The organism is Mesorhizobium sp. M0514 (assembly GCF_040321145.1).
GTDB lineage: Bacteria > Pseudomonadota > Alphaproteobacteria > Rhizobiales > Rhizobiaceae > Mesorhizobium.
The window spans coordinates 22,444-49,420 of sequence record NZ_JAMYQZ010000032.1; the positions used below are offsets into that span (position 1 = coordinate 22,444).

The 26,977-nt window shown below is 62.1% G+C and carries 32 protein-coding genes; 5 read left to right on the plus strand and 27 right to left on the minus strand.

The features are described 5' to 3' along the window. Nucleotides 1–11 precede the first annotated feature (11 nt). The 15 genes from NKI61_RS15345 to NKI61_RS15415 form a co-directional block, all read right to left on the minus strand. A complete protein-coding gene (locus tag NKI61_RS15345; RefSeq protein WP_352839977.1) occupies nucleotides 12–299 on the minus strand; it encodes a DUF2160 domain-containing protein in 288 nt (95 codons plus the stop codon). Nucleotides 300–366: 67 nt separating this feature from the next. Beyond that, the gene (locus NKI61_RS15350) at nucleotides 367–1,281 is read right to left on the minus strand and encodes a carbohydrate ABC transporter permease (RefSeq protein ID WP_023670976.1); all 915 of its coding nucleotides are present in this window, start codon (nucleotides 1,279–1,281) and stop codon (nucleotides 367–369) included. Nucleotide 1,282: 1 nt separating this feature from the next. Continuing rightward, nucleotides 1,283–2,149 (minus strand): carbohydrate ABC transporter permease, encoded by an 867-nt coding sequence (locus NKI61_RS15355; protein WP_023670975.1) that lies wholly within the window; start codon nucleotides 2,147–2,149, stop codon nucleotides 1,283–1,285. Then, a complete protein-coding gene (locus NKI61_RS15360) occupies nucleotides 2,150–3,241 on the minus strand; it encodes an ABC transporter ATP-binding protein (RefSeq protein WP_023730147.1) in 1,092 nt (363 codons plus the stop codon). A 10-nt stretch (nucleotides 3,242–3,251) separates the two neighbouring features. Continuing rightward, a complete protein-coding gene (locus tag NKI61_RS15365; protein ID WP_023684650.1) occupies nucleotides 3,252–4,331 on the minus strand; it encodes an ABC transporter ATP-binding protein in 1,080 nt (359 codons plus the stop codon). A gap of 38 nt (nucleotides 4,332–4,369) precedes the next feature. After that, nucleotides 4,370–5,890, minus strand: coding sequence for a glycerol-3-phosphate dehydrogenase (gene glpD, locus NKI61_RS15370; protein ID WP_352512604.1), 1,521 nt, complete (start codon nucleotides 5,888–5,890; stop codon nucleotides 4,370–4,372). A 117-nt stretch (nucleotides 5,891–6,007) separates the two neighbouring features. Beyond that, on the minus strand, nucleotides 6,008–6,775 hold the full coding sequence (locus NKI61_RS15375; RefSeq protein ID WP_023670971.1) for a DeoR/GlpR family DNA-binding transcription regulator: 768 nt from the start codon (nucleotides 6,773–6,775) through the stop codon (nucleotides 6,008–6,010). Between the two features lie 115 nt (nucleotides 6,776–6,890). Then, nucleotides 6,891–7,337, minus strand: coding sequence for a hypothetical protein (locus NKI61_RS15380; protein WP_352839979.1), 447 nt, complete (start codon nucleotides 7,335–7,337; stop codon nucleotides 6,891–6,893). A gap of 14 nt (nucleotides 7,338–7,351) precedes the next feature. Continuing rightward, nucleotides 7,352–8,767 (minus strand): pyridoxal phosphate-dependent decarboxylase family protein, encoded by a 1,416-nt coding sequence (locus NKI61_RS15385; RefSeq protein WP_352839981.1) that lies wholly within the window; start codon nucleotides 8,765–8,767, stop codon nucleotides 7,352–7,354. A gap of 90 nt (nucleotides 8,768–8,857) precedes the next feature. Beyond that, on the minus strand, nucleotides 8,858–9,589 hold the full coding sequence (locus NKI61_RS15390; protein ID WP_023684646.1) for a proteasome-type protease: 732 nt from the start codon (nucleotides 9,587–9,589) through the stop codon (nucleotides 8,858–8,860). Between the two features lie 32 nt (nucleotides 9,590–9,621). Continuing rightward, a complete protein-coding gene (locus tag NKI61_RS15395) occupies nucleotides 9,622–10,416 on the minus strand; it encodes a transglutaminase family protein (RefSeq protein WP_023670966.1) in 795 nt (264 codons plus the stop codon). Nucleotides 10,417–10,501: 85 nt separating this feature from the next. Continuing rightward, nucleotides 10,502–11,443, minus strand: a complete 942-nt coding sequence (locus tag NKI61_RS15400; RefSeq protein ID WP_023693403.1) for an alpha-E domain-containing protein — start codon at nucleotides 11,441–11,443, stop codon at nucleotides 10,502–10,504. A gap of 147 nt (nucleotides 11,444–11,590) precedes the next feature. Then, entirely contained in the window at nucleotides 11,591–13,003 is a 1,413-nt protein-coding gene (locus NKI61_RS15405) for a circularly permuted type 2 ATP-grasp protein (protein WP_023688618.1), read from the minus strand. A 273-nt stretch (nucleotides 13,004–13,276) separates the two neighbouring features. Further along, entirely contained in the window at nucleotides 13,277–13,513 is a 237-nt protein-coding gene (locus NKI61_RS15410; protein ID WP_023670963.1) for an Lrp/AsnC family transcriptional regulator, read from the minus strand. 68 nt (nucleotides 13,514–13,581) lie between these two features. After that, nucleotides 13,582–14,193, minus strand: a complete 612-nt coding sequence (locus NKI61_RS15415) for a DsbA family protein (protein WP_023700783.1) — start codon at nucleotides 14,191–14,193, stop codon at nucleotides 13,582–13,584. A gap of 193 nt (nucleotides 14,194–14,386) precedes the next feature. Here NKI61_RS15415 and NKI61_RS15420 point away from each other — a divergent pair, with 193 nt between their 5' ends. Then, nucleotides 14,387–14,809: a DUF4864 domain-containing protein gene (locus tag NKI61_RS15420; RefSeq protein ID WP_023684643.1), complete on the plus strand. Its 423-nt coding sequence runs from the start codon at nucleotides 14,387–14,389 to the stop codon at nucleotides 14,807–14,809. Nucleotides 14,810–14,815: 6 nt separating this feature from the next. Here NKI61_RS15420 and tgt read toward each other — a convergent pair whose 3' ends face one another. The 7 genes from tgt to coaD all read right to left on the minus strand — a co-directional run bounded on the left by tgt (nucleotide 14,816) and on the right by coaD (nucleotide 19,467). Further along, on the minus strand, nucleotides 14,816–15,946 hold the full coding sequence (gene tgt / locus NKI61_RS15425) for a tRNA guanosine(34) transglycosylase Tgt (protein WP_352839983.1): 1,131 nt from the start codon (nucleotides 15,944–15,946) through the stop codon (nucleotides 14,816–14,818). After that, the gene (locus tag NKI61_RS15430; protein WP_023684641.1) at nucleotides 15,939–16,208 is read right to left on the minus strand and encodes a hypothetical protein; all 270 of its coding nucleotides are present in this window, start codon (nucleotides 16,206–16,208) and stop codon (nucleotides 15,939–15,941) included. Before NKI61_RS15430 ends, tgt begins: the two co-directional genes overlap by 8 nt. After that, a complete protein-coding gene (gene queA, locus NKI61_RS15435) occupies nucleotides 16,198–17,286 on the minus strand; it encodes a tRNA preQ1(34) S-adenosylmethionine ribosyltransferase-isomerase QueA (RefSeq protein WP_352653616.1) in 1,089 nt (362 codons plus the stop codon). Before queA ends, NKI61_RS15430 begins: the two co-directional genes overlap by 11 nt. Then, entirely contained in the window at nucleotides 17,286–17,735 is a 450-nt protein-coding gene (locus NKI61_RS15440; protein WP_023730155.1) for a DMT family transporter, read from the minus strand. The genes queA and NKI61_RS15440 overlap by 1 nt, the downstream gene beginning before the upstream one ends. A 12-nt stretch (nucleotides 17,736–17,747) precedes the next feature. Beyond that, nucleotides 17,748–18,260: a peptidylprolyl isomerase gene (locus NKI61_RS15445; protein WP_023730156.1), complete on the minus strand. Its 513-nt coding sequence runs from the start codon at nucleotides 18,258–18,260 to the stop codon at nucleotides 17,748–17,750. Nucleotides 18,261–18,303: 43 nt separating this feature from the next. Next, complete coding sequence (locus NKI61_RS15450) at nucleotides 18,304–18,798, minus strand: peptidylprolyl isomerase (RefSeq protein WP_245270985.1); 495 nt, start codon at nucleotides 18,796–18,798, stop codon at nucleotides 18,304–18,306. Between the two features lie 168 nt (nucleotides 18,799–18,966). Continuing rightward, complete coding sequence (gene coaD, locus NKI61_RS15455; RefSeq protein WP_023670954.1) at nucleotides 18,967–19,467, minus strand: pantetheine-phosphate adenylyltransferase; 501 nt, start codon at nucleotides 19,465–19,467, stop codon at nucleotides 18,967–18,969. A 194-nt stretch (nucleotides 19,468–19,661) separates the two neighbouring features. Between coaD and NKI61_RS15460 the strand changes: the two genes are divergently transcribed. Then, nucleotides 19,662–19,808, plus strand: coding sequence for a hypothetical protein (locus tag NKI61_RS15460; protein ID WP_023700785.1), 147 nt, complete (start codon nucleotides 19,662–19,664; stop codon nucleotides 19,806–19,808). Between the two features lie 57 nt (nucleotides 19,809–19,865). On the opposite strand, the gene gyrA is transcribed toward NKI61_RS15460, so the two are convergent. Then, nucleotides 19,866–22,655, minus strand: coding sequence for a DNA gyrase subunit A (gyrA, locus tag NKI61_RS15465; RefSeq protein WP_023734322.1), 2,790 nt, complete (start codon nucleotides 22,653–22,655; stop codon nucleotides 19,866–19,868). 223 nt (nucleotides 22,656–22,878) lie between these two features. Further along, a complete protein-coding gene (locus NKI61_RS15470) occupies nucleotides 22,879–23,730 on the minus strand; it encodes a helix-turn-helix transcriptional regulator (RefSeq protein ID WP_352512613.1) in 852 nt (283 codons plus the stop codon). A gap of 87 nt (nucleotides 23,731–23,817) precedes the next feature. Here NKI61_RS15470 and NKI61_RS15475 point away from each other — a divergent pair, with 87 nt between their 5' ends. From NKI61_RS15475 to NKI61_RS15485, 3 genes are all read left to right on the plus strand, one after another. After that, on the plus strand, nucleotides 23,818–24,354 hold the full coding sequence (locus NKI61_RS15475; RefSeq protein WP_023734321.1) for a hypothetical protein: 537 nt from the start codon (nucleotides 23,818–23,820) through the stop codon (nucleotides 24,352–24,354). 34 nt (nucleotides 24,355–24,388) lie between these two features. Then, a complete protein-coding gene (locus NKI61_RS15480) occupies nucleotides 24,389–24,766 on the plus strand; it encodes a VOC family protein (protein ID WP_023734320.1) in 378 nt (125 codons plus the stop codon). 106 nt (nucleotides 24,767–24,872) lie between these two features. Continuing rightward, nucleotides 24,873–25,502 carry a MarC family protein gene (locus NKI61_RS15485; protein ID WP_023670949.1) on the plus strand — a complete coding sequence of 210 codons (630 nt, stop codon included), beginning with the start codon at nucleotides 24,873–24,875 and terminating at the stop codon, nucleotides 25,500–25,502. A gap of 16 nt (nucleotides 25,503–25,518) precedes the next feature. On the opposite strand, the gene NKI61_RS15490 is transcribed toward NKI61_RS15485, so the two are convergent. From NKI61_RS15490 to ssb, 3 genes are read right to left on the minus strand one after another with little or no spacing between them, the layout of a single operon-like run. Beyond that, the gene (locus tag NKI61_RS15490; RefSeq protein WP_023734318.1) at nucleotides 25,519–25,944 is read right to left on the minus strand and encodes an OsmC family protein; all 426 of its coding nucleotides are present in this window, start codon (nucleotides 25,942–25,944) and stop codon (nucleotides 25,519–25,521) included. Between the two features lie 23 nt (nucleotides 25,945–25,967). Further along, the gene (locus tag NKI61_RS15495) at nucleotides 25,968–26,366 is read right to left on the minus strand and encodes a DUF2306 domain-containing protein (protein WP_460221574.1); all 399 of its coding nucleotides are present in this window, start codon (nucleotides 26,364–26,366) and stop codon (nucleotides 25,968–25,970) included. A gap of 37 nt (nucleotides 26,367–26,403) precedes the next feature. Next, on the minus strand, nucleotides 26,404–26,937 hold the full coding sequence (ssb, locus tag NKI61_RS15500) for a single-stranded DNA-binding protein (protein WP_023670946.1): 534 nt from the start codon (nucleotides 26,935–26,937) through the stop codon (nucleotides 26,404–26,406). Nucleotides 26,938–26,977: the final 40 nt, after the last annotated feature.

Below are 26,977 nucleotides of genomic sequence, written 5' to 3' on the forward strand. Positions count from 1 at the left end.
AGTTTCCCCCTCTATACGTAGCGGAACACGCCGACGGCGTAGACCACGGAGAGAGCGAGAGCCCACCACAGGTTGGATCCGACAAGACCCAGCCAAGCGAGATGGATAAAGGCGCTGCCAAGCAGCGACAGAAAAAGACGGTCGCCGCGCGTCGTCTCGAAGCGCAGGATGCCGACGCGCGGATTGCCGCCCGGCGAGGCAAATTCCCAAAACGCCATGCCGCACAGCAGCAGAAGAATGGTGCCGAAGAACGCCGCCGTCGGCCACGTCCACGCCATCCAGGTGAGGTCGGGATTCATGGTGACACCCTCCCCAGGGCAAAGCCCTTGGCGGTGGTGGTGAGGATGAACCCGTGCTTTTGTTTCATCACACCCTCCCCAGGGCGAAGCCCTTGGCGATGTAGTTGCGGACAAACCAGATGACGAGCGCGCCGGGAATCAGCGTCAGCACGCCGGCGGCGGCAAGCAGGCCCCAGTCCATGCCGGCGGCCGAGACGGTGCGGGTCATGGTGGCGGCGATGGGCTTGGCGTCGGTCGTCGTCAGCGTGCGGGCGATCAACAGCTCCACCCATGAGAACATGAAGCAGAAGAAGCAGGCGACACCGATGCCGCTGGCGATCAGCGGCATGAAAATCCTGACGAAGAAGCGCGGGAAGGAGTAGCCGTCGATATAGGCTGTCTCGTCGATCTCCTTCGGCACGCCCGACATGAAGCCTTCTAGGATCCACACCGCCAGCGGCACGTTGAACAGGCAGTGCGCCAGAGCCACCGCGATGTGGGTGTCGATCAGGCCGAAGGCCGAATAGAGCTGGAAGAACGGCAGCGCGAACACCGCCGGCGGCGCCATGCGGTTGGTCAGCAGCCAGAAGAACAGATGCTTGTCGCCGAGGAAGCGGTAGCGCGAAAAGGCGTAGGCCGCCGGCAGCGCTGCGGCCACCGAGATCACCATGTTCATCACCACATAGGTGATCGAATTGATGTAGCCCGAATACCAGGACGCATCGGTGAAGATAGTAACGTAGTTGGCGATCGTAGGCTGATGCGGATAGAGCGTCAGCGAGGAGACGATCTCGGCATTGGTCTTGAAGCTCATATTGATGAGCCAGTAGATCGGCAGCAGAAGCACGATGATGTAGATCGTCGGCACGATCCACCACCAGCGCGATTCCTCGCCGCGCTTGCGCATCAGCCGGGCGACCTGATCCTGCGAAAGCGTGCTCGCCAATTTTCCCGAAGCGGTGGTTTCGCTCACTCTGTCGGCTCTTTCGTTGGCGCCGCTCATCTCAGCGCTCCGCGTCGTAGTTGGTCATCACGGTGTAGAACACCCATGACAACAACAGGATGATCAGGAAGTAGACCAGCGACATGGCGGCTGCCGGACCGAGGTCGAACTGGCCGAGCGCGGTCTTGACGAGGTCGATCGACAGGAAGGTGGTCGAGTTGCCGGGGCCTCCGCCGGTGACGACGAATGGCTCGGTGTAGATCATGAAGCTATCCATGAAGCGCAACAGCACGGCGATCAAAAGCACACGCTGCATCTTCGGCAGCTGGATATAACGGAACACCGCCCAGCGCGAGGCGCCGTCGATCTTGGCCGCCTGGTAGAAGGCATCCGGGATCGAAACCAGGCCGGCATAGCAGAGCAGCACGACAAGGCTGGTCCAGTGCCAGACGTCCATGATGATGATGGTGACCCAGGCGTCGAACGGATCCTGAACGTAATTGTAGTCGATGCCGAGCGCGTTGACGTAGTAGCCGAGCAGGCCGATGTCGTTGCGGCCGAAGACCTGCCAGATGGTGCCGACGACGTTCCACGGAATGAGCAGCGGCAACGACATAAGCACCAGGCAGACCGGCACGCCCCAGCCCTTCTTCGGCATGTTGAGCGCGATGAATATGCCGAGCGGCACTTCGATGGCCAGAATGATGAAGGAGAAGATCAGGTTGCGCACCATCGCTTCCCAGAAGCGGCTGGACGACAGCAGTTCCTCGAACCACTGGGTGCCTGCCCAGAAGAAGACGTTGTTGCCGAAGGTGTCCTGCACCGAATAGTTGACGACCGTCATCAGCGGAATGACGGCCGAGAACGCCACCAGCACCAGCACCGGCAGCACCAGGAACCAGGCCTTGTTGTTCCAGGTCTTTTCCATCTATGCCCCCATCTCGACACGCCCCATCTCAACCAGCCAGGAATCGGCATAGATGTTGATGCCGGCCGGATCGAAGCGAACCTTTGGGTCGGCCGGCACGCTCTCGTCCTCGCCGATGACGGCAGCGATCTCGCGGCCTTCGAGGCTGGCGCGCACCACCTTGTGGCGGCCGAGATCCTCGACCTTGCTGATTTTAACCGCCATGCCGTCACGGCCGAGCCTGACATATTCGGGGCGGATGCCGAGTTCGATGGCGCCGGAGCTCCCAGCGGCGGTCTTTGGCGCGCCGGGCAGCTCGATGCGTTGGCTGCCAATGGTCGCGGTCTTGCCGTCGATCGCCACCGGCATGACGTTCATGCCGGGCGAGCCGATGAAGTAACCGACGAATGTGTGGCGCGGGCGCTCAAACAATTCAGCCGGCGTGCCGATCTGGACGATGCCGCCATCATACATGACGACGACCTGGTCGGCGAAGGTCAGCGCCTCGGTCTGGTCATGGGTGACATAGACCATGGTGTAGCCGAAGCGGCGGTGCAGTTGCTTCAACTGCGATCGCAGCACCCACTTCATGTGCGGATCGATAACCGTCAGCGGTTCGTCGAACAGGATGGCATTGACATCCGAGCGCACCAGGCCGCGGCCGAGCGAGATCTTCTGCTTCTGGTCGGCGGTCAGGCCCCTCGCCTTCTTCTTCGCCCACGACGCCAGGTCGATCATCTCCAGCGTCTCGCGCACCTTGCGGTCGACATCGGCCTCCGGCACGCCGCGATTGCGCAGCGGGAAGGCAAGATTGTCGTAAACGGTCATGGTGTCGTAGATGACCGGGAACTGGAACACCTGCGCGATGTTGCGCTCCTGCGTCGACAGATTGGTGACGTCCTTGCCGTTGAACAACAACTCACCGTGCGAGGGGTGCAGAAGTCCCGAAATGATGTTGAGCAGCGTGGTCTTGCCGCAACCCGAGGGCCCAAGCAGCGCATAGGCGCCGCCATCCTCGAATGTGTGGTGCACTTCCCGCAGCGCAAAATCGGCATCCTTCTGCGGATTGGGCAGGTAGGAGTGCCTGACATGGTTGACGTCGATGCGCGCCATCTCTTCCCCCTCAGGCCGCAAGCTTCGGCGCGGCGACGGCGCTGCCGTTGCTGTCGAAGACCATGATGTGGCGCGGATCGATAAACACCTCGATCTCGGCGTCCGGCTCGAAATCCCGGATGCCGTGGGTCAGCATGACCCAGCGCGCATCGGCAAAATCGAGGTGGATGAAGCTTTCCGAGCCGGTGATCTCGGTGATCGTCACCTTGGCGCGCACCGGCACCGCGGCAGCGTTGGGCCGCTCCAGCGACAGATGATGCGGCTGAAAGCCGATCGTGTAATTGGCGTCGGCAATGCCGGCGAGTTCGGCCGGCACCGGCAGCTTGACGCCGCCCTCGAGCAGGAAATCCGGGCCCTTCTTGGCCAGCACGATGGTGTTGAGCGGCGGATCGGCAAAGGTTTTCGCCGTCACCAGGTCGATCGGCTTGCGGAAGACGTCGATGGTCGGCCCGAATTGGGTGATCCGCCCCTCGGACAGCGTCGCCGTATTGCCGCCGAGCAGCAAGGCTTCATGCGGCTCAGTCGTGGCGTAGACGAAAATGGTGCCGGCGGCGGCAAATATCTTGGGCAGTTCGGCGCGCAGCTCCTCGCGCAATTTGTAGTCGAGATTGGCGAGCGGCTCGTCGAGCAGCACCAGGCTGGCATTCTTGACGATGGCGCGGGCCAGCGCCGTACGCTGCTGCTGTCCGCCGGACAGGCTGAGCGGCGTGCGGTCGAGATAGGGTGTGAGCTTCAGAAGCCCTGCCGCGTTGCGGACTTCCTTGTCGATCTTGGCCTGGTCGGTGCCGGCGACGCGCAACGGCGAGGCGATGTTCTCGTAGACGGTCATCGCGGGGTAGTTGATGAACTGCTGATAGACCATGGCGATCTTGCGCTGCTGCACCGGCATGCCGGTGACATTCTGGCCGTCGAACCAGACTGAACCGGTGGTCGGCACGTCGAGCCCGGCCATCAGCCGCATCAGGCTGGTCTTGCCCGACAGTGTCGGCCCGAGCAAAACGTTGAGCGAGCCGTGCTGAAGCGTCAGCGACACGTCGCGGATATGCTCCACCGCGCCGACCATCTTCGTCACGTTTCTCAGTTCCAGCATGATGCCTCCTCCCAGGCTTTGTGCATCAATCGCCTTCCCTATTCCGCTGCCGCGACATGGCGCCGGCTTATGCCGCGCATGAATTCGTCAAGCGCCGAGGCCTGTTCGCGGCTGAGATGCAGACCGCGCTTGGTGCGACGCCACAATACATCTTCGGCGGTCAGCGCCCATTCGTTTTCGCTGAGGTAGCGTACCTCGGCCTCATAGAGATCGGCGCCGAAATTGCGGCCGAGATCGGCGTTCGACTTGGCGAGGCCGAGCAGCACTTGCGCGCGCGTGCCGTAAAGCCTGGTCAACCGACGCGCCAGGCGCTGGTCGAGGAAAGGATAGGCGCTCTTCAGCTTCGCCACCTGGGCGTCGAAACCGGTGGCCGGGAAATCGCCGCCTGGCAAGGGCGCGTTCGCCGTCCACGGCTTGCCGCGCTTGCCGAGAAAACCTTCGATCTTTTCCAGCATCGATTCCGACAGCCGGCGGTAGGTGGTGATCTTGCCGCCGAAAGCGTTGACGATCGGGGCCTTGCCCTCGCCGCCATCGGCTTTCAACACATAGTCGCGGGTCGCTTCCTGCGCCTTCGAAGCGCCGTCGTCGTAGAGCGGGCGCACGGCCGAATAGGTCCAGACGATGTCGGGGCGCGTCACGGCTTCAGCAAAATATTCGCTCGCCGCCGCGCAGAGATAGTCGATCTCGGTGTCGCTGATCTTCACGTCATGCGGATCGCCGGGATAGTCGCGATCGGTGGTGCCGATCAGCGTAAATTCTTCCTCGTAAGGGATGGCGAAGATGATGCGCCCGTCCTTGTTCTGGAAGAAGTAGGCGCGCGGATCATCGAATTTCTTTTTGATGACGATATGACTGCCCTGCACCAGGCGCACATTGTGCACGTCGTTCTGGCCCACGGTGGTCGACAGGACGTGGTCGACCCATGGACCGGCGGCATTGACCAGCAGCCGGGCCTTGACCTCGTCGGCATCTCCCGTCCGCACGTCTTCCACGCGGATCGCCCATAGATCGGCTTCGCGCCGCGCCCCGACGACTTTCGTGCGGGTGCGGATGGTGGCGCCGCGGTCGGCGGCGTCACGCGCGTTCAACACCACCAGCCGGGCATCGTTGACCCAGCCGTCCGAGTACTCGAAGGCCTTGTGAAACAGCGGCTTCAGCGGCTTGCCCGCCGGATCCTTGGACATGTCCAGTGTCCGGGTCGCCGGCAGCAATTTGCGGCCACCAATATGATCGTAGAGGAACAGGCCGAGCCGGATCAGCCAGGCCGGGCGCAGGCCCTTGGCATAGGGCAGCACGAAGCGCATCGGCCAGATGATGTGCGGCGCGTTCTTCCACAGAACCTCGCGCTCCATCAGCGCCTCGCGCACCAGCCGGAACTCATAGAATTCGAGGTAGCGCAGACCGCCGTGGATCAGCTTGGTCGAGCCGGAGGAGGTTCCGCTGGCAAGATCGTTCATCTCGGCGAGAAATACCGAAAAGCCCCGCCCAACGGCGTCGCGGGCGATGCCGCAGCCATTGATGCCGCCACCGATGACGAAGATGTCACGGACTGCGTCCACAAATCCCTCCCGCGATTTCGCATTGCAGCATTTTTGAGTTGTTACGAAACCGTATCGGGATTATTTCGAAATAAGAACGAATGTCAAACGAAATGTAACGGGACCGTGATCGATAGCCTAGCCGAGCGACGTTTCGATCAATTGAACCTCCGCTTCCTCGCAGATCTTACGCACCGACGGGATGTCGCAACGGTCGGTGATGAAGGTGTTGACTTGCGAGAGATGGCCGATGCGAACCGGCGCGGTGCGTTCGAACTTGGTCTGGTCGGAGACCAGGATGACATGCCTGGCATTGGCGATAATGGCTTGCGCCACTTTCACTTCGCGAAAGTCGAAATCGAGCAACGCGCCGTCATGGTCGATGGCCGAGGCGCCGATCACCGCATAGTCGACCTTGAACTGCCTGATGAAATCGACCGCGGCCTCGCCGACAACGCCGCCGTCGGAGCCACGCACGACGCCGCCGGCGATTACCACCTCGATCGAAGGATAGATGCGCATCCTGTTGGCAACATTGATATTATTGGTGATGACCATCAGCCCGGTATGGTCGAGCAGCGCCTTGCTGACCGACTCGGTCGTGGTGCCGATGTTGATGAACAGGGAGGCGTTGTCGGGTATCAGCCTGGCCGCCGCGCGGCCGATGGCCTCCTTCTCGTCGGCGGCAATCTTGCGGCGCGCCTCATACTCCATGTTCTCGATGCCGGACGGGAACAGGGCCCCGCCATGGATGCGCGTCAGCAGCCGCTGGTCGCAGAGATCGTTGAGGTCCTTGCGGATGGTCTGTGGCGTCACGTTGAAATGCGTGGCGAGGTCATCGACCAGCACACGGCCATGGTCCTTCGCCATCTGGATGATTTCGGCATGGCGCGGCGACAAATACACTGAGAACCTCCCGTTTTCGTTTTTCTTGTTTGTAGCTGAAAACGAAAGCAATGAAAAGGGAGACGCCGGCTAATGAAATATCGATGATTGCAAAGGCGAACCGGGCAGATACGGCTCAGACCCGCTCCGCCACCTTGCGGGTGACAGCCGCGACTTTACCTGGCGAGCGGATCATCAGGAAATTGCCGGACCAGTATCCCGGGATTCGCCAAGTGCCTTTGATCTCGGTTGCATCACCGTTGATGATGCCGCTGTAGTGAATCGAGTGCGCCTTCAATTCGGCCTTGTCGTATGTCTTGGTAAAGGAGACGGCGTTGCCCTCTCGCTGCCCCTGCAGGCTTGCGTATCTTGCCGTGCTGGTCGCCGCCGGTTCGTGGGTCATCCCCGTCAAGCTGGTTGCCGTCTCGATCAGCGTTGCAACGAAGGAAACCGGCGGCAGTTCGCGCGGATAGAAATAGCGCCCGCTCCAGACGCCCGTCAGATTCTGGCTAACCCCTTCGGCCCTTCCGGCCATATGCTTGCTCGCAAGTCCTTGCTGGCTTGCCCCGGCGGCGGCAACCACCCGGGCAATCCCTGTCAGTCCTTCGGGGATCTTGCACACTCGCAGATGACAGTGAAGGCGGTATCGACATCGGCCGCGGTTGTCTCGAACTGGCCTGCCTGGAAGCGGATGGCGACCCGCCCATCGACACGCGTCTGCGTCAGGTAGATACGGCCGTCATTGTTGATGGCGTCGACCAGACGCAAATTGTGCTCGTCGGAGTCAACGCCGGATGCGGCGCGATGCCGGAACGAGAACAGCGACAGCATCGGCTGGCTGGCGAGCTCGAAATCCTCCTCCTCGGCCAGGCGCCCGGCTATGCCTTCGCTCCAGGCGACGTGATTGCGGATCATGGTGCGCAGCGCCTCGAGGCCATGGGCGCGCAGCAGGAACCACAGCTTCAGCGCCCGGAAGCGACGGCCGAGAGGCACCGACCATTCGGAGTAGTTGATGATGCCGTCATGGCCGCGAGTTTTCAGATAATCCGGCTTGATCGCCAGCGTGCGCACGAGATCCTCCGGCTGGCGGACGAACTGGATCGAGCAGTCGAATTGCGCGCCCAGCCATTTGTGCGGGTTGAAGACGATCGAGTCCGCGCGCTCGACACCGGTCCAGAAATGCCGGTATTCCGGACAGATCATCGCCGATCCGGCCCAGGCGGCGTCGATATGCAGATAGAGCCCCTGGCGTTTGGCCACCGCGGCCACTTCAGCGATGTCGTCGGTGCCGCCGGTGCTGGTGCCGCCGACGCACGCGATGATGCCGGCCGGCAACAGGCCGGCCGCGCGGTCGGCAACAATCGCCGCTTCCAAAGCCGCGGTATCCATGGCGCGGTAGGTGCCGGCGACGGGAATGCGGACGAGGTTTTCCTCGCCAATGCCGGCGACCCAGATGGCGCGGTCGATCGAGGTGTGCACCTGGTCGGAGGAATAGACGCGCAGCCTGCCCTGCCCGGAAAGACCCTTCTTGTTGCCCTGCCAGTCGAGCGTGCGCTCGCGCATGGTCAACACGGCGGCCAGCGTCGCCGATGATGCGGAGTCCTGGATCACGCCGGAAAAGCCTTCGGGCAGGCCGAGCGCCTGGCGCATCCAGTCGACGATGCGCGTCTCAAGCTCTGTCGCCGCCGGCGAAGTCTGCCACAGCATGCACTGCGCGGCCATCGCAGAGACCAGATATTCGGCCACCACCGAGACGGGTGCTGCATTGGCCGGGAAATAAGCAAAGAAACGCGGATGCTGCCAATGCGTCATGCCGGCCACGATCTTGGCTTCGAAATCGGCGAAGATCGTCTCCATCGATTCCGCGGCCTCCGGCGGAGAAGCTTCGATGCTCCTGAAGATCTCGCCCGGCGCTACGGCAGGTCGCACGGGCCGATCGCGAAGGCCGGCGCGGTAATCAGCGCCCCAGTCGGCGGCGCGCCTCGACCAGTCGCGGAATTGCTCGTTGTCCATGGATCCTCCCGACGCGCCGATCAGCCCAGCCGTTTGAATTTTGATTAACATGTTAAATAGAGACAGGCAACCGCGACGAAGGTTCCCGCGCTACCCCGGAAAATCCGGCAGGCTGGCAAAGGCTGTCTTCAACGCGTTCGACCAGCCTTCGGAAATAGCACGATAATATCGATCGTCCTGGCCGATGCGCTTTTTCAAACCCACCGTGAACGTGTCCTCCTCAAGGAACAGAAGGTCGAGAGGCAGGCCGACGGACAGGTTCGATTTCAGCGTCGAATCGAACGATACCAGCAAGAGCTTGACCGTTTCAGCCAGGCTCATCGTCCTTTCATAGGCACGGATGATGATCGGCTTGCCGTATTTGGTCTCGCCGATCTGGAAGAACGGCGTGTCGTCAGTGGATTCGATGAAATTTCCCTCGGGATAGATCATGAACAGCCGTGGCGGGCTGCCCTTGATCTGGCCGCCGAGGATGAAGGAGGCGTTGAAATAGGAATCTGCTTTTTCGCCGGCAGGCGACGAACTGGCGATGACTTCCTTGACGGTGTCGCCGACCAGCCGCACCGTCTGGTACATGGATGGGGTCTCGAGCAACGTCGCGTGGCGTTCCGCCACCGCCTTGGTGCGCTCGTCGAGCAGGCTGACCACGGCCTGCGTCGTGGCCAGATTGCCGGCCGACATCAGCACGATGACGCGCTCGCCTGGCTCTTCCCAGACATGCATCTTCTTGAAAGTGGAGATCGAATCCATCCCGGCATTGGTGCGCGTGTCCGACATGAACACGAGCCCACGATCGATCTTGAGGCCGACGCAATAAGTCATGGAATCTCTTCAGGCAGCGATCTTGCCGGAGACTACTGCTCTACCGTGACGGTGACTGCAAGCTGTTCCTCCGCCTGTCCCAGTCGAATTCCCGACACCGGCGAGGCGTCGCGATAATCACGGCCGGTGGCTACCCTGACATAGCGTTCATCGGGGGAAATGCCGTTGGCGGCGTCGAAGGCGACCCAGCCGAGACCCTGAACATGAGCTTCGGCCCAGGCATGGCTTGCCGCCTGCTCGATGGCCGCATCCATCATCAGATAGCCACTGACATAGCGGGCCGGAAAACCCATAACGCGGGCTGCGGTGACAAAGATGTGGCTGTGATCCTGGCAAACGCCGGTCTTCAGCGCCAATGCCTCTTCCGCCGGGGTCGTCACGCTGGTGGTGCCCGGCGTGTAGGCGACGCGCTCGACGATCAGCGCCATCAGCCGATGCAGCCTTTCGATGTCGGTACCTTTGCCGACCGCCGCGGCAAGCTCGCTTATGCCCTCGCCGGGGATGGTCAAAGCTGTCTCCTGGCTGAACAGCCACAGCGGCGCAAAGCCGTGATGCGGACCCGAGACGCCCGCTGTGTCGCGCGTGACAACCTCGCCGGAGGCCTCGACGGTGATGAAGTCGCGCTCGCCCTCGACGCTCAACAGCCTGTTATCGTTGCCGAAATGGTCGTTAAAGCGGACTTCCTCGCGCGCGCCCTCGATCTTCAGCGCCCAGGACAGCACGGTCTGCGTCGGGCCACTGACCGGTAACAGGCGTAGCCGCTGCAACAGATAGTGCACCGGCGCGTCGTAGCGGTATTCGGTACGGTGGGTGATCTTGAGCCGCATGCCTATTTTCCGTTTGTAAGCATGATCTTATCCGAAAACCGGGTCCCACTTGTCGCTAGCGCGGCCCTCCGGTTCGCGATCATGCTCAATTGAACCGGTAATCTTGTGCGATCTCTTCGCCAAGCTTGGTGTTGTCTTGAATGAACCTGGCCAGGAATTCGTGCAGGCCGGCGTCGAATATGTCCTTGATCGACCCTGCCTGCAGCATCGCCTGTGTCCTGTCGACGGTGGCGTGGCAGGCATGACGGTCGCCATAGTCGTCGCCGAGGAACTTCAGATGCTCGGCAAGAAAACGATAACAGAAGGTCAGCGAACGCGGCATGCGCACATTGAGGATCAGATAGTCGGCAATGTTGGTGGGTTTGTAGTCGGCCTCATAGACCCAGCGATAGGAACGGTGCGCCGACACCGAGCGCAGGATCGATTCCCATTGGTAGTTGTCGAGGCTCGAGCCGACCCAGGAGATCGACGGCAGCAGCACGTAGTATTTCACGTCGAGGATGCGTGCCGTGTTGTCGGCCCGCTCGACATAGGTGCCGAGCTGCGAGAAGTCGAAGATCTCGTTGCGCAGCATCGTGCCGTAGAACGAGCCGCGGATCAGCGCCGTCTCGCGTTTGATGGCGTCGAGCACACTCGGCAGGTCGCGCTCGTCGATCGGCTTTGCCAGCATGCGCTTCAGGGCCATCCAGGCTTCGTTGATGCTCTCCCAGGTCTCGCGCGTCAGCGCGGTGCGCACCATGCGGGCATTGTTGCGAGCGGTCTCGATCGCCGACATCGTGCTCGACGGGTTCGAGGTGTCGCGCAGCAGGAAGTCGGCGACGTTGGCGGCGGTATAGTCCTTGTATTTCTGCGTGAAGGTGACGTCGGAGCCGGCGCTGAGCAGCACCGAATTCCACTCTTCCGACGCGCTCTGGGTGCGGGTCAGCGCCATGCGAAGGCCGGCATCGACCAGACGCGCCATGTTTTCCGCCCGCTCGATATAGCGGTTCATCCAGTAGAGCCCGTTGGCGGTGCGGCCGAGAAGCATGTGAAGTGGCCCTTCGGGGCTAGTGAGTAGGGAATAGTGAGTAGGGATTAGTAAGCATTTGAATCTCTGTGGAATATGGCATTTCTTGTCCCTCTACTGCCTACTGCCTACTGCCTACTGCCTACTGCCTACTGCCCTATTCCCTACCTAATCGTCCAACACCCACGTATCCTTCGTGCCGCCGCCTTGCGAGGAATTCACGACCAAAGAACCCTCCTTCAGCGCCACCCGCGTCAAGCCGCCGGGAACGATCTGGATTCGGTCGGAGACCAGAACATAGGGTCGCAAGTCGACATGGCGCGGCGACAGGCCTTTTTCTGTCAGGATCGGGCAGGTCGACAGCGCCAGCGTCGGCTGGGCGATGTAGTTGGAAGGCTTCGCCTGCAGCTTCTTGGCGAAATCCTGGCATTCCTTCTTGGTCGCAGCCGGCCCCACCAGCATGCCGTAGCCGCCGGAGCCGTGCACTTCCTTGATGACCAGCTCATGGATGTGTTCGAGCACGTATTTCAGGCTGTCGGGCTCCGAGCAGCGCCAGGTCGGGATGTTGCCGAGGATGGCTTTGCGGCCGGTGTAGAACTCGACGATGTCGGGCATGTAGGAATAAATCGCCTTGTCGTCGGCGATGCCGGTTCCCGGCGCGTTGGCGATGGTGATGTTGCCGGCGCGGTAGACGTCCATGATGCCGGGCACGCCAAGGGCCGATTCCGGCCGGAAGGTCAGCGGATCGAGGAAGGAATCGTCGACGCGCCGGTAAAGCACGTCGATCTGCTTGTAGCCTTCGGTCGTGCGCATAGCGACGTGGCCGTCTACAACGCGCAGATCCTGGCCTTCGACCAGTTGCACGCCCATCTGGTCGGCGAGGAAGGCATGTTCGAAATAGGCGGAGTTGAAGCTGCCCGGCGTCAGCACGGCAATGGTCGGTGCCCCCTTGGTGCTTTGCGGCCGCACTGCCGCCAGCGACTGGCGCAGCAATTGCGGATAATTCTCCACCGGCCGCACCTTGATCTGCTGGAACAGCTCGGGAAAGAGCTGCATCATCGTCTCGCGGTTCTCCAGCATGTAGGAGACCCCCGACGGCGTGCGCGCATTGTCCTCCAGCACGTAGAACTCGTTCTCCGAGATCCGGACGATATCGACGCCGATAATGTGGGTGTAGACGCCGGCCGGTGGCCGCACTCCGATCATTTCCGGCAGGAACGCCTCGTTCCTGGCGATCAGCTCCCTCGGCACGCGGCCGGCGCGCAGGATTTCCTGGCGGTGGTAAATGTCGTCGAGGAAAGCGTTCAGCGCCTGCACGCGCTGCTCGATGCCTTGCGTCAGCCTTCGCCATTCATTGCCGGAGATGATGCGCGGCACGATGTCGAAGGGGATCAGCCGCTCGGAGGCTTCCTGCTCGCCATAGACGGCGAAGGTAATGCCGGTCTTGCGGAAGACGCGCTCGGCGTCCTGCATCTTTTCGGTAAGCCTGGCCGGATCCTGCTCCTTCAGCCAGCGGTCGTAAGCCGTATACGGTTGTCTCAGCCCGGAAACTTCCGGAAGCATTTCATCGAACGCTGCCAATCGCATACTCCCCTGTGACGCCATTTCACTGGCGTCGCGGGAGAAAATCAAGCGCAATCGGTGATTTGGAGGATATCGGCGATCAGTATGTTTCGACTGCCCAAAATTCGGGCAGTCGGAACGGGACCTTAATCAGGCTCTGCCTTGTCGCCGGGCAAGTGCCTGATGCGGCCATAGCAGTTCACCGTTTCATGGCAACGGCGACCTGCCATGGCTTTTTGCTTCGACGCAATTCCGGACGGAAAACCGCTTCACACTTTTCCTGGAATTGCTTTAGAAAGCGCGGAAAGTGACGACCGTGAAGGTGTCCTTGATTCCGGGAATAATCTGTACCTTCTCGTTGACGAAGTGACCAACATCTTCCTCGTCGTCGACGTAGAATTTGGCAAGCAGGTCGTAATTGCCGGCGGTCGAGTAGATTTCCGAGGCGATTTCGGCATCGGCGAGCGCGCTGGCGACCTCGTAGGACTTGCCCAGATCGCACTTTATCTGCATGAAAAACGTCTTCATTGCCGGTCCCGATCAAGCTTCAGCACACAAGCGGCCCTTGTGGCAGACTGCCGCCCTGCTTTCAAGCATCAGGCCGAGCGCGCCTTGGCGACGGCTTGTCTCAGTTCGGACACCGGCATGCCGCGCCGATACAAGTTGCCGCCGATGACCAGGGCTGGCGTGCCGCGCAGCTTGAACGCCGTCGCCTGGACTTCGGTGCGGACAAGGGCAGCGTCGATATCGGGTTCACGGATGGCGAGGTCGGCACGCACCATCGCCACATCGACACCGACGGAAGAAAGGATGTCGTTGGTGCGGCGTTCCGAAAGGCCGCGCTGGTTGGTCATCAGCGCATCGACCGCCGCGCCATAGTGTTCGCCGCTCAGCAGCGTCACCCGCGCCGCGTCGCGCGACACGTCGCCGAAGATCGGCCAGTCCTTCATCACAAGCCGAACGCCGCTGTCCTCTTCCATCAACTTCTTCAGTTCGACGAAGACGAGCTTGCAGATCGGGCACTGATAGTCGACGAATTCGGCGATGGTGACGTCGCCATCGGGGTTGCCGAGCGCTGGAATGGCGGGATCAAAGGCGACTTCCGTGACGGTCGGCCCAGTGCTTGCCCAGGCGGGCAAGGGGGCCAAAACTGCGAGGCTTGCCGCGCCCTTCAGCAAAAGGCGCCGGTCGATCGGCTGCTTGAACATGGTCGTCCCCTGGTTGCGCGAACGGGTCCCCACCCGTCCCTACGATGCGCGCCCCGCGTTAAAGGAGGCTTAAGCATGATCATGTGGCACTTGCGTGGCGAATATTGCGGTTGCTGAAACCGTGAGGCTCCGCAAAGCGTATGGTATGATGCGTCCCGGGACAGGTTTTGTTGGGGGACAATGGAGACAGGCCATGCGCCGCACCGCATTCGCAGTTGTTTCATTGCTGTTCGCGTTGTTCGTGTCGGCAGCCCTTGCCGGCGACGCCGAAGTCAAGGCCGGCCAGGCCGTCATCGATGGTCAGTTGAAGGCGCTCATCGCCAATGATGGCGCCAAGGCGTACAGTTTCGCCGCTCCAAATGTGAAGCGCATCTTTCCGACCGTCGACACCTTCATGAACATGGTGACCAACGGCTATCCGCCGGTGCGCCAGCCGCAGAGCTATTCCTTCGGCAAGGTCGAGCAGATGGGGCCAACTTCGCTAATCCAGCAAGTGCTGATCGTTGGGCCCGACGGCAAGGACTATGAGGCGGTCTACACGCTGGAACAGCAGCCCGACGGCAGCTTTCAAATCACCGGCTGCAGCTTGCGCGCAGCGAATTCGCTCAGCACCTAGATGTGCTTATAGCACCGGAATATCGCCCCTCGCCCATCCCTCTGAAATGTCTGATGTGCGCGCCTCGAAGGCCTTTGCCTCGATCGCGGCGCGAACGTCCTGCATCAGCTTCTGATAGTAAGACAGGTTGTTCCACGTCAGAAGCATCGCGCCCAGCGCCTCCTGCGAGCGCACGAGATGATGCAGATAGGCGCGTGAATAGTCGCGTGCCGCCGGGCAGTCACTCTCCTCGTCCAGCGGCCGCGGATCGTCCGCATGGCGGGCATTCCTGAGATTGACCTTGCCGCGCCTGGTATAGGCCAGGCCATGGCGGCCGGCGCGGGTCGGCATCACGCAGTCGAACATGTCGATGCCGCGCGCCACCGATTTCACGATGTCGTCCGGCGTGCCGACGCCCATGAGATATCGAGGCTTGTTGTCAGGCAATTCCGGACAGGTGATCTCCAGCATATCCAGCATCACCGCTTGCGGCTCGCCGACGGCCAGGCCGCCGACGGCATAGCCCTTCAGCTCCATCGCGCTCAGCGCCTGCGCCGAGCGCACCCTGAGTGCTGCGTTGTCGCCACCCTGGACGATGCCGAACATGGCCTTGCCGGGCTGGTCGCCGAACGCTGTCTTGCAGCGCTCGGCCCAGCGCATCGACAGCTCCATCGCGCGCTCGATCTGCTTGAGGTCGGCCGGCAGCGCTGTGCATTCGTCGAGCTGCATCTGGATGTCGGAATCGAGCAGGCCCTGGATCTCGATCGAGCGCTCCGGCGACATCTCGTAGGCAGCGCCGTCAATGTGCGAGCGAAAGGTGACGCCCTTCTCGGTCAATTTTCTGAGCTTCGACAGCGACATGACCTGAAAACCCCCACTGTCGGTCAGGATCGGCTGTGGCCAGCGGGCGAACTCATGCAGGCCGCCAAGCCGCGCCACGCGCTCGGCGCCTGGCCGCAGCATAAGATGATAGGTATTGCCCAGAATGACGTCGGCGCCGACGCCGCGCACCTGGTCCATATACATGGCCTTGACCGTGCCGCCGGTGCCGACCGGCATGAAGGCCGGCGTGCGGATTTCGCCGCGCGGCATGTCGATGACACCGCGCCGCGCCTTGCCGTCGGTGGCGAGAATCTTGAAGGTGAATGTCTCAGCCATTGAATTCCTTGTCATGGACAGGCGCGCCTGGCGCCTGCCTGTCGAGCGACTGCCGGTATTGGATGCAGCCGCGCATGAATTTCGGCCATGGCGGCACAGCAATCGATGGATCGGTCTTTTCCGGCAGCAGGTCCCACAGGTTGGGATGATGCCAGCATAAATCATGGCCGGTAGAATCTCGGTGCTGGCGAATGCCGGCACGCAATTTCTTCACTTCGGCGATCAGGCTTTCGCGATCAAAGGCCTGCAAGTCATCGTCCATCGCTCATCTCCGCTCGATAAAGCAGGCTTGCATCTCCGTAGGAATAGAACCTGTAATCGTTCCCGATGGCATGAGCATAGGCCGCACGCATCGTATCTAGGCCGCTGAAGGCCGAAACCAGCATGAACAGCGTCGAACGCGGCAGATGGAAATTGGTCATCAGCAGGTCGGCGGTCTTGAACCGATAGCCCGGCGTGATGAAGATGTCGGTCGGGCCGGACCAGGCGGTCAGCGAGCCATCAGGCCGTGCCGCGCTCTCCAGCAGGCGCAGCGAGGTCGTGCCGACAGCGATGATGCGCCCGCCCCGCGCCTTGGCGCCATTCAGAGCGTCGGCTGTTGCTTCGCTGACCGAGCCGGTCTCGGCATGCATCTTGTGGTCAGCGGTGTCGTCCGCCTTGACCGGCAGGAAGGTGCCGGCGCCGACATGCAAGGTGACGAAGCGGCGTTCGATGCCTTTAGCGTCGAGTGCTGCAAACAGTTCCGGCGTGAAATGCAGGCCGGCGGTGGGCGCTGCCACAGCACCTTCCTCTTTGGCATAGATGGTCTGGTAGTCGGTCAGGTCGCGCGCGTCGTCGTCGCGCTTGGAGGCGATATAGGGGGGCAGCGGGATGTGGCCGACGGCATGCAGCGCCTCGTCGAGAAACGGGCCGGAGAGGTCGAAGCCGAGCAACGCCTCGCCGGCGTCGCCCTTCTCGATCACCGTGGCGTCGAGTTGGCCGAGAAAACAGGAATTGCCGTCATGGCCGAAATGGATGCGGTCGCCGGCGGCGACGCGCTTGCCCGGCCGCATGAAGGCCAGCCAGCGGTCAGGCGCCATGCGCATATGCAGCGTGGCGTCGACCTGCGCCTGCGCTTCGCCGCGTCGCCTGATGCCTCTTAACTGGGCAGGTATGACCTTGGTGTCGTTGAAGACCAGAACATCGCCAGCCCTGAGCAGGGACGGCAGGTCGCCAACCGTGCGATCCGAAAGACCCTCGCCCGGCCTGACCACCAGCATTCTGGCGCTGTCGCGCGGCTCGGCCGGGCGAAGCGCGATGCGCTCCTCAGGCAGGTCGAAGTCGAAGAGGTCGACGCGCATCAGTAGAGCCGAACGAGCAGCGCTCCGGCCAAGAGCAGCACCGCGCCGGCGATGCGGCCGAGCGAAATCTCGCGCACCGCCACTCCGAGAAAGCCGACGCGGTCGATCAGCATGCCGGCCAGCAACTGGCCGGCAACCAGGAACGCCATCAGCGCGGCTGCACCAATGCGCGGCGTAAGAATGGTCGAGAGCGTGACATAGAAACCGCCGAGCATGCCGCCGGCGATGAACAGCCAGGGCGCCGGCGCCTTCCAGTCGAGCGAGATGTCCTGCAGCCGCACAACGGCGACGGAGATGATGCCGAGCACAACCGCACCCGACAGGAACGAAAACGCCGCCGCCGCGACCGGGAGCCCCAGGCCGCGCGCCAGCTGCGAGTTGATCGGTGCCTGAATGGCGATGAAGGCGCCGGACAGGATGCCGAGCAGCGACCAGACCACGCCCATCATCGTCGTTTGTCCTTACTTGACGTCGGCCGCGACCTTCAGCGACACGATCTTGTCGGGATCGACCACCGGCTCGCCGCGCTTGATCTTGTCGACATTGTCCATGCCTTCGATGACCTGGCCCCAGACCGTGTACTGGCGGTTGAGGAAGGCGGCATCGTCGAAGCAGATGAAGAACTGCGAATTGGCGGAGTTCGGGTTCTGCGAACGGGCCATCGAGCAGGTGCCGCGACCATGGTTGGCGTTGGAGAACTCAGCCTTCAGGTCCGGCTTTTCCGAGCCGCCCATGCCCGCGCGGGAGGGGGCAAAAGTGGGCTTGGTCGAATTGCCGAACTTCACGTCGCCGGTCTGCGCCATGAAGCCTTCGATGACGCGGTGGAAGACCACGCCATCATAGGCGCCTTCACGCGCCAGTTCCTTGATGCGGGCGACGTGGCCGGGAGCCAGGTCGGGAAACAGTTCGATGACGACCTTGCCCTTGGTCGTTTCCAGGATGAGCGCGTTTTCGCGGTCCTTGATCTCAGCCATGTCGTATATCCTTTATCTCAGAAAACAGATTGATTTGATTGGTTTACTTGTCGGCGGCGATGCGTACCTTGATCATGCGGTCGGGCTCGCTGACCGTGCCGTTGTCGGCCTCGTCACCCTTCTTGATCTTGTCCACCAGTTCGATGCCGCTGACGACATTGCCGACGATGGTGTACTGGCCATCGAGGTTCGGCGCCGGCGCGAACATGATGAAGAACTGCGAATTGGCGGAGTTCGGGTCCTGCGAGCGGGCCATGCCGAGCGTGCCGCGCTTGAAATGTTCGCTCTGCGAGAATTCGGCCGGCAGGTCGGGCAGGTCTGAACCGCCGGTGCCGACGGCCTCGGGGCTGAACCCCTTCTTCATGTTGCCGAACTTGACGTCGCCGGTCTGCGCCATAAAGCCGTTGATGACCCGGTGGAATGCGACATCGTTATAAGCGCCTTCACGCACCAGCTTCTTGATCTGCGCGACATGCTTGGGTGCCAGGTCGGGGCGTAGCGCGATGGTGACGTCGCCGTTCTTCAAGGTGATGACCATGGTGTTTTCCGGTTCGGCGGCGAAGGCCGAAACGGATGCGGTCACGAGACCGGCAAGCACGACGAGGAACGAGGCGAGCTTTTTCAGCTGCATAAGGGATCTCCGAAGGTCTTTGTTAGGGTGCATGTCGTTGCCCAAAAACCGGCATCCACTTTGGGGCGACATGCACTATTTCGCGAATTTGGCGGTGAGCGCACCGGCAACGGCGGCCGGTACGAAGGGACGGATGTCTCCGCCCATCGAGGCTATCTGGCGCACAAGTGTGGCGGTAATGGTGCGTACCGATGGGCTGGCGGGCAGAAAAACCGTCTGCAGTTCCGGCGCCATGGTCTCGTTCATGCCGGCCATCTGCATCTCGTAATCGAGATCGGTGCCGTCGCGCAGGCCGCGGATCATGATCGAGGCGCCATGCTTGCGGGCCGCGTCGATGACCAGCCCGTCAAAGGCGACGACCTTGATACGGTCGCCGTCGCGGCCAAATTCGGCCTTGGTCGCGGCCTCGATCAGCTTCACCCGTTCGTCGAAGGAAAACAGCGGCGTCTTGCCGGGGTGGGTGCCGATCGCCGCATAAACCGTGTCGGCGACAGCCAGCGATGCCTTCAGCACATCGAGATGGCCGTTGGTCAGCGGGTCGAAGGAGCCGGCATAAAGGGCGATGCGATCGGTCATGGGAGGTGCTTCTAGCGGGGCATTGGGCGGAAGGCAAATGCGATTGGGAACATCTGCGTGAACCTTTTCGCAGACATGAACGACAGATGAATGCCTTGATCACGAAGACTTCACGCCGCGTTCGCTAGTTTGCACTTCGGAAGATGAAACCAAAACCCGATCTAACCGTTGGATAGGCGCAGGAGAACACGCACATGCTGATCTACATGCTCGCCACCGCAATGACCGTCGCCATGCTGATCGCCACCGCATTCGGATTGCATAGCGAGGCAGAGCGCGTCCGTGTCCGGACAAAGCGGTTCGAAGGTTTCGGCGCTCGCTGGCCCCACCGTCACCCCTGATTTATTGCTAGTTTCTTGTTTGCGCCGGCCCATCGGGCCGGCGTTGTTGGTCAAAACCTATTCGGCGCTGTCCGGTACGGCATCTCCGGCCACGGCCTCAATGACACTCTCTTCGACATCCTCGTCGGCCTGCGGCTCCGAGATCCGTTCGACCGAAACCACCTTTTCGCCTTCGGCGGTGTTGAAGATGGTCACGCCCTTGGTGGCGCGGCTGGCGAAACGGATACCGTTGACCGGCACCCGGATGACCGTGCCGCCGTCCGAAACCAGCATGATCTGGTCGTCATTGCCGACCGGGAAAGTCGCCACCAGCTGGCCGATCTCGGCCACCTTCGACACGTCGGTGGCGCGGATGCCCTTGCCGCCGCGTCCGGTCAGGCGGAAATCGTAGGATGACGAGCGCTTGCCGTAGCCATATTCGGTCACCGTCAGCACAAATTGCTCATGCGCCTTGAGCTCTTCGTAACGGCTGTCGGAAAGCTCGGTCTCCTCGCCAATCTCCTCATTGGTGAGTGCAATCTCTTCTTCCTCGCCGGTCACCTCGGCGGCAAGCCGCCGCTCCAGTGCTGCCCGCTTGAGGTAGGCGGAGCGTTCCGCCGGCGAAGCATCGACATGCTCGATCACCGACATGGAGATGATGCGGTCGGTCTCGGCCATGCTTATGCCGCGCACGCCGACCGAATTGCGGCTCTGGAAGACGCGCACATCGCCAACGCGGAAGCGGATGCACTGGCCGGAGCTGGCGGTCAAAAGCACATCGTCATTGTCTGTGCAGGTCTCGACGCCGAGGATCTCGTCGCCCTCCTCCTCCAGCTTCATGGCGATCTTGCCGTTGCGGTTGACCTGGACGAATTCGGACAGCTTGTTGCGGCGCACGGTGCCGCGCGTGGTGGCGAACATGACGTCGAGTTCGCCCCAGCTGGTCTCGTCCTCGGGCAGCGGCATGATGGTGGTGATGCGCTCGCCCTGCTCCAGCGGCAGCATGTTGATCAGCGCCTTGCCGCGCGACTGCGGATTGCCGATTGGCAGCCGCCAGACCTTTTCCTTGTAGACGATGCCGCGCGAGGAGAAGAACAGCACCGGCGTATGCGTGTTGGCGACGAACAGCCGGGTGACGAAATCCTCTTCCTTGGTCGACATGCCGGAGCGGCCCTTGCCGCCGCGGCGTTGCGCCCGGTAGAGCGACAGCGGCACGCGCTTGATGTAGCCGGAATGGCTGACGGTGACGACCATGTCCTCGCGCTGGATCAGATCCTCGTCTTCCATGTCGGCGCCGCCGTCGGTGAGCTCGGTGCGGCGCGGCGTGCCGAACTCGTCGCGCACGGCGGCAAGCTCGTCCTTGACGATCTGCTGGATGCGGGCGCGGGACGACAGAATGTCGAGGTAATCCTTGATCTCGTCGCCGATGGTGTTCAGCTCGTCGGCTATTTCGTCACGGCCGAGCGCAGTCAGGCGCTGCAGGCGCAGTTCGAGGATGGCGCGCGCCTGTTCCTCGGACAGGTTATAGGTGCCATCCTCATTGATGCGATGGCGCGGATCGTCGATCAGCAGAATCAATGACTCGACGTCGCCGGAGGGCCAGCGCCGCTCCATCAACTGCTCGCGCGCCGTCTGCGGATCGGGCGCGGTGCGGATCAGCTTGATCACTTCGTCGATGTTGGCGACGGCTATGGCGAGACCGACCAATACATGGGCACGGTCACGCGCCTTGCGCAGCAGGAACTTCGTGCGCCGGCTAATCACCTCTTCGCGGAAGCCGACAAATGCCTTTAGCATGTCGGTCAGGTTCATCACTTCCGGCTTGCCGCCGTTCAGCGCCACCATATTGGCGCCGAAGGAGGTTTGCAGCGGCGTGAAGCGATAAAGCTGGTTGAGAATGACGTCGGCGACGGCGTCGCGCTTCAGCTCGATGACGACGCGGTAGCCCTGGCGGTCGCTTTCGTCGCGAATGTCGGAAATGCCTTCGATGCGCTTGTCGCGCACCAGTTCGGCCATCTTCTCGATCATCGAGGCCTTGTTCACCTGGTACGGGACTTCCGTGATGATGATCGATTCACGGTCGTTTCCGCGCTGTTCGACATTGACCTTGCCGCGCATGACGATAGAGCCACGGCCAGTCGCATAGGCGCTGTAGATGCCGGAACGGCCGAGCACGATGCCGCCGGTCGGGAAATCGGGACCCGGAATGATCTCCATCAGCGCCGGCAAATCGATCGCCGGATTGTCGATGATGGCGATGGCGCCGTTGCAGATCTCGGCCAGATTGTGCGGCGGGATGTTGGTGGCCATGCCGACGGCGATGCCGCCGGAACCGTTGACCAGAAGATTGGGGAAGCGGGCCGGCAGCACCTTCGGTTCGGTGTCGGATGCGTCATAAGTCTCCTGGAAATCGACGGTTTCCTTGTCGATGTCCTCCAAGAGTTCATGTGCGACCTTGGTCAGCCGCGATTCGGTGTAGCGCATCGCCGCCGGCGGATCGCCGTCGATGGAGCCGAAATTACCCTGCCCGTCGATCAGCGGAACGCGCAGCGACCAGTCCTGCGCCATGCGCACCAAGGCGTCGTAGATCGAGGCGTCGCCATGCGGATGGTATTTGCCCATCACGTCGGCGACCGGGCGGGCCGACTTCACATATTTGCGGTTCCAGTGGTAACCGCTCTCATGCGCCGCATAGAGAATGCGGCGGTGCACCGGCTTCAGGCCGTCGCGCACATCGGGCAGCGCACGGCTGACGATCACGCTCATGGCATAAGAGAGGTAGGAGCTCTGCATCTCCTCGATGATGGAGATGGGCTCGATGCCGGTGGGGCCGCCGTCGGCGCCGCGCGGGGGTTTTTGGTCGGTCAAATCGGATCACAATCTAATCAGGAATCATTGACCGCTTATATAGGAAGCACGGCCGAAACTCCAATATTCGTGGTGCTTTTCCAACGACAATTTCAGCGGTAAATTCAAATGGATACCTCTGATTGCGACGATTTGGCCATAACGCATTCGCCGCCGCCAGGGGCAAAAGCCTGCGAAGGACAGTTTTCCAAGTCAAGAGCGTATCTGGAGGCAGACAGACGCGTCAGCGGGTAGCCACCCGCCGGGAGCGATAGTGGCCAGGCGTCTCACCCATGACGCGCCGGAAACGGCGATTGAACGTCGACAAATCGTTGAAACCGGCCTCGAAGGCGATTTCCGAGATGGCATCGCCTGACATGCGCAGCCGCACCGCCGCGCGGTGCAGCCGGGTTCTCAGCAGAAACTGATAGGGCGTCATGCCGGCGACCTGCCGGAAGGTGCGCAGGAAATGATACGGGCTGGTCGCAGTCGCGCAGGCAAGCTCGGAAAGCGAGACCGGCCTGCCGGCATTGAGCTCGATCTGCCGCACCGCCTCGGCAACCCGTTTCTGGTCGCGGCGGCTCGGCGGTCGGACGCCCGGCACCGCATCGCTGGCCACAGGCAGTGCTGCGCCGGCAACAGCCAGTGCTGCGCCGGCAATTCGCAGGCCAAGCTCCTCAAAGGCGTCGATGTCGACCATCTCGCGCGCCGCTTCCGCCTCGGCCAGCAGCGATGCGAGCGCCGGCAAAGGCGGCATATGCGGCACGCCGAAGGCGAGCTTGCTCGCGCCGGGCACGTCGCTGGCGATGCGGTCGAGATAGGCCGGAGCGAAGTGGAAGGACAGGCAACGGTCGCCGGCGCCATGCTCATGCCCGCATTCATAGCAGGCGCCGACATTGCCGAGCAGGATCGCGCCCGGCGCCAGCATGGCGGCGCCTTGCCTGGTGCGGTAGCGGAAGGTGCCGCTGGTGACAGCGGCAACGCAGAAGGTGTCGTGCGCCTCCTCGAACGGGCGGTCGCCGGCGCCGGCCGTGCACAGCACGTCGGACACATGCCAGCCCTGCCCCGATGCCAGGTTTTGTTCGCTCGTCGTCATGGCTTGAAAGATAGCAATTTTTCCCAAGCGCGACACCCGGTCGGGGCCTATCGCTTGCAGCCTCCTGACACAACGAAGGCAGCAAGTATGATCGGTACATCCTCCTTTGCCAAAGCGCTCCATAGCGACGGCCCCAATCCCGGCCTGGCTGAAAAGCTGGATCTCTACGGCCGCTTCGTCGGCGCCTGGACATTCGATGCCACGCGCCATCTCGAGGACGGCACGGTTCTCACCGGACGCGGCGAGGTGCATTTCGGTTGGGTCCTGGAAGGCAGGGCGATCCAGGATGTATGGATCCTGCCCGCGCGCGATGCCAGCCCCTCGCCCTCGGTCGGCAGATGGACTTTCTATGGCACAACGCTGCGGGCCTATGATCCCGGCTCGGATGCCTGGCACATCTTCTGGAGCGACCCGCGAAACCAATACTACAGCCGCCAGCTTGGTCGCGCCGAAGGCGACACAATTGTGCAGGTCGGCGCCGACGGCACTGGTTCCTCGGTCCGCTGGAGCTTTTCGCGCATCACCAAAGACAGCTTCCGCTGGCTCGGCGAGCGTTCGCACGACGATGGCAAGACATGGCGTCTCGAAGTCGAGTTCCTGGCGCGCCGCGTCGCCCACGACTGATGACGCAACATATTGCAAAAAGGTGACAAAAAGCATGCTTGACCATGTCTCGATCGGCGTCCGCGACACCAACGTTTCGAAGCCCTTCTACGATGCCGCGCTAAAGCCGCTCGGTTATTCCTGCCTCAGCCAGTCGCCAGGCTCACTGGGTTATGGTGCGCAAACCGTGGCGCTGTGGGTGAACGACGCGGCGCGGCCAGTGCCATCGGACGAGAAGTCCGGTCTGCATTTCTGCTTTACCGCGCCGACGAGGCAGAGTGTCGTTGCCTTCCATGCCGCCGCCTTGCGTGCAGACGGCAGCGACAATGGCGCGCCGGGCCTGCGCGCCGACTATGGCGAGAACTATTACGCTGCCTTCGTCGTCGATCCCGACGGCTATCGTCTGGAGGCCTGTTGCAACGCTGCCGCCTAACATAGCCGGCGTCTCCGGTATCGGCATCTCAGACGGTTCCCACCGGCCAGGCTTTGCTCTACCACTATCGTGGCGCAGGGGTCCGGCCCGGCGGGAGGGGTCAGCGATGCCGAGTTTCGACAGCCTGTTCAACGCCTTCGTCACCATTCTGGTGACCATCGACCCGCCAGGTCTCGCGCCGCTCTTCCTCGCGGTGACACGCGGCATGAACCGCGAGGAACGTCAGCAGGTTTCGGTGCGCGCCTCGATCATCGGCTTCCTGGTGATGGCGCTGTTTGCGGTGGCCGGGGCGTCCATCCTGTCGGTGTTCGGCATCACGCTGCCGGCTTTCCGCGTCGCCGGCGGGTTTTTGCTGTTCTTCATCGCGTTCGAAATGGTGTTTGAGCGCCGCCAGGACCGCAAGGAGAAGATCGGCGACGTCGCCATCACCAAGGACATGATCCACAATATCGCGGCCTTCCCGCTGGCGATCCCGCTGATCGCCGGCCCCGGTGCGATTTCGGCGACCGTGCTACTGTCGGGCTCTTTCCAGGGTTTTGCCGCACAAGCGGCGCTTGTCGGCATCATCTTCGTCTGTCTTGCCATCACCTATCTGGTGTTCGTGCTGTCGGAGCGCATCGACCGCATCCTCGGCCAGACCGGCCGCTCGATCCTGACCCGCCTGCTCGGCGTCATCCTGGCCGCGCTTGCGGTTCAGTTCGTCGCGGATGGCATCAAGGCGCTGATGGCGGGGTAAACGGCAGCCCTACTCCCTACTCCACCGCCGTATCGACGACCTTGAAATCGTGGGTGATGACAGCCGTCTTGGCCAGCATGGCCGAGGCCGAGCAGTATTTCTCGATCGATAGGTTGATGGCGCGCTGGACCTTGTCGTGCGACAGCGCGTGGCCCGTGACGATGAAATGCATGTGGATGCGGGTGAAGACTTTCGGGTCGGTTTCGGCCCGGTCGGCGTCGAGTTCGACAACACAGTCCTCAATCGCCTCGCGGCCTTTTTCGAGGATGTGGACGACATCATAGGCCGAGCAGCCGCCGGTGCCGATCAGCACCAGTTCCATCGGGCTCGGACCCGGCGTCTTGCCTTCCGGCCCGGGGGCGGTCCCCAGCACCAGTTTGTGGCCGCTGCCGGACTCGCCGACGAAGGTGCGCTCCTCGACCCATTTGATCCGCGCTTTCACGGCAATCTTCCTTTCAGAAAGCGTCACTGGCCGAAGACGACCGTGTGCATGATCCGCCCTGGCAGCAGCGTGAACACGCCGGCGCCGATCAGGGCGAAAACATACAGCGATATCATGACCCTGCGATGTTGGCGACCCGATGCATATGCGCGTGCCAGACCGCCAGCGGCACGGCGATCAACACTAAAATCGACAAGAGATGGATCGGGCTGAACGGACCGACGAGGCGTATCTGCTGGATCCAGAAAACTGGAGATGGCGACGACCAGCATCAGCGCCGCCCAGGTATAGCCGACGACACGATGGCGCGTCGTGCCTTTCGGCAGTGCCAGTTGCGTAGCGCCAATGGCCAGCGCGGCAAGGGCCGCGAAGGCGTGCCATGGAATGGGAGGGCGCGCCGACAGAAGCGGTCCGAGCGACATGGCGCCCTCTCCTCAGATATCGCTGACTATCGTCAGCTCAGAACGGGATTTCGTCGTCCAGTTCGCGCGACGAGCCGCCGCCACCGCCGCCCTTGGAACCGCCGCCACCGCTGTTGCCGCCGCGGTTGAAGCTCTCATTGGGGCCAGACTGGCCGAAATCCGAGCCACGGCTCGCGCCGCCGCCGCCGGCATAGTTGCCGACCTGACCGCCGCCCTCGCCGCGAGAATCGAGCATCTGCAGCTCGCCGCGGAATTTCTGCAACACGACTTCGGTCGTGTACTTGTCGGCGCCGGTCTGGTCCTGCCATTTGCGTGTCTGCAGCTGGCCTTCGACGTAAACCTTCATGCCCTTCTTCAGGTACTGCTCGGCGACCTTGGCGATCTGGTCATTGAAAATGACCACGTTGTGCCATTCGGTCTTTTCCTTGCGCTCGCCGGAGTTCTTGTCGCGCCAGCTTTCCGACGTGGCGATGCGGATGTTGACGACCGGGTCACCAGAATTCAGGCGGCGGATTTCAGGGTCCGCGCCGAGGTTACCGACCAGAATGACCTTGTTGACGCTACCCGCCATGACACTTCTCCGCGCTCATCCGAAACAAATTTCAAGTCGT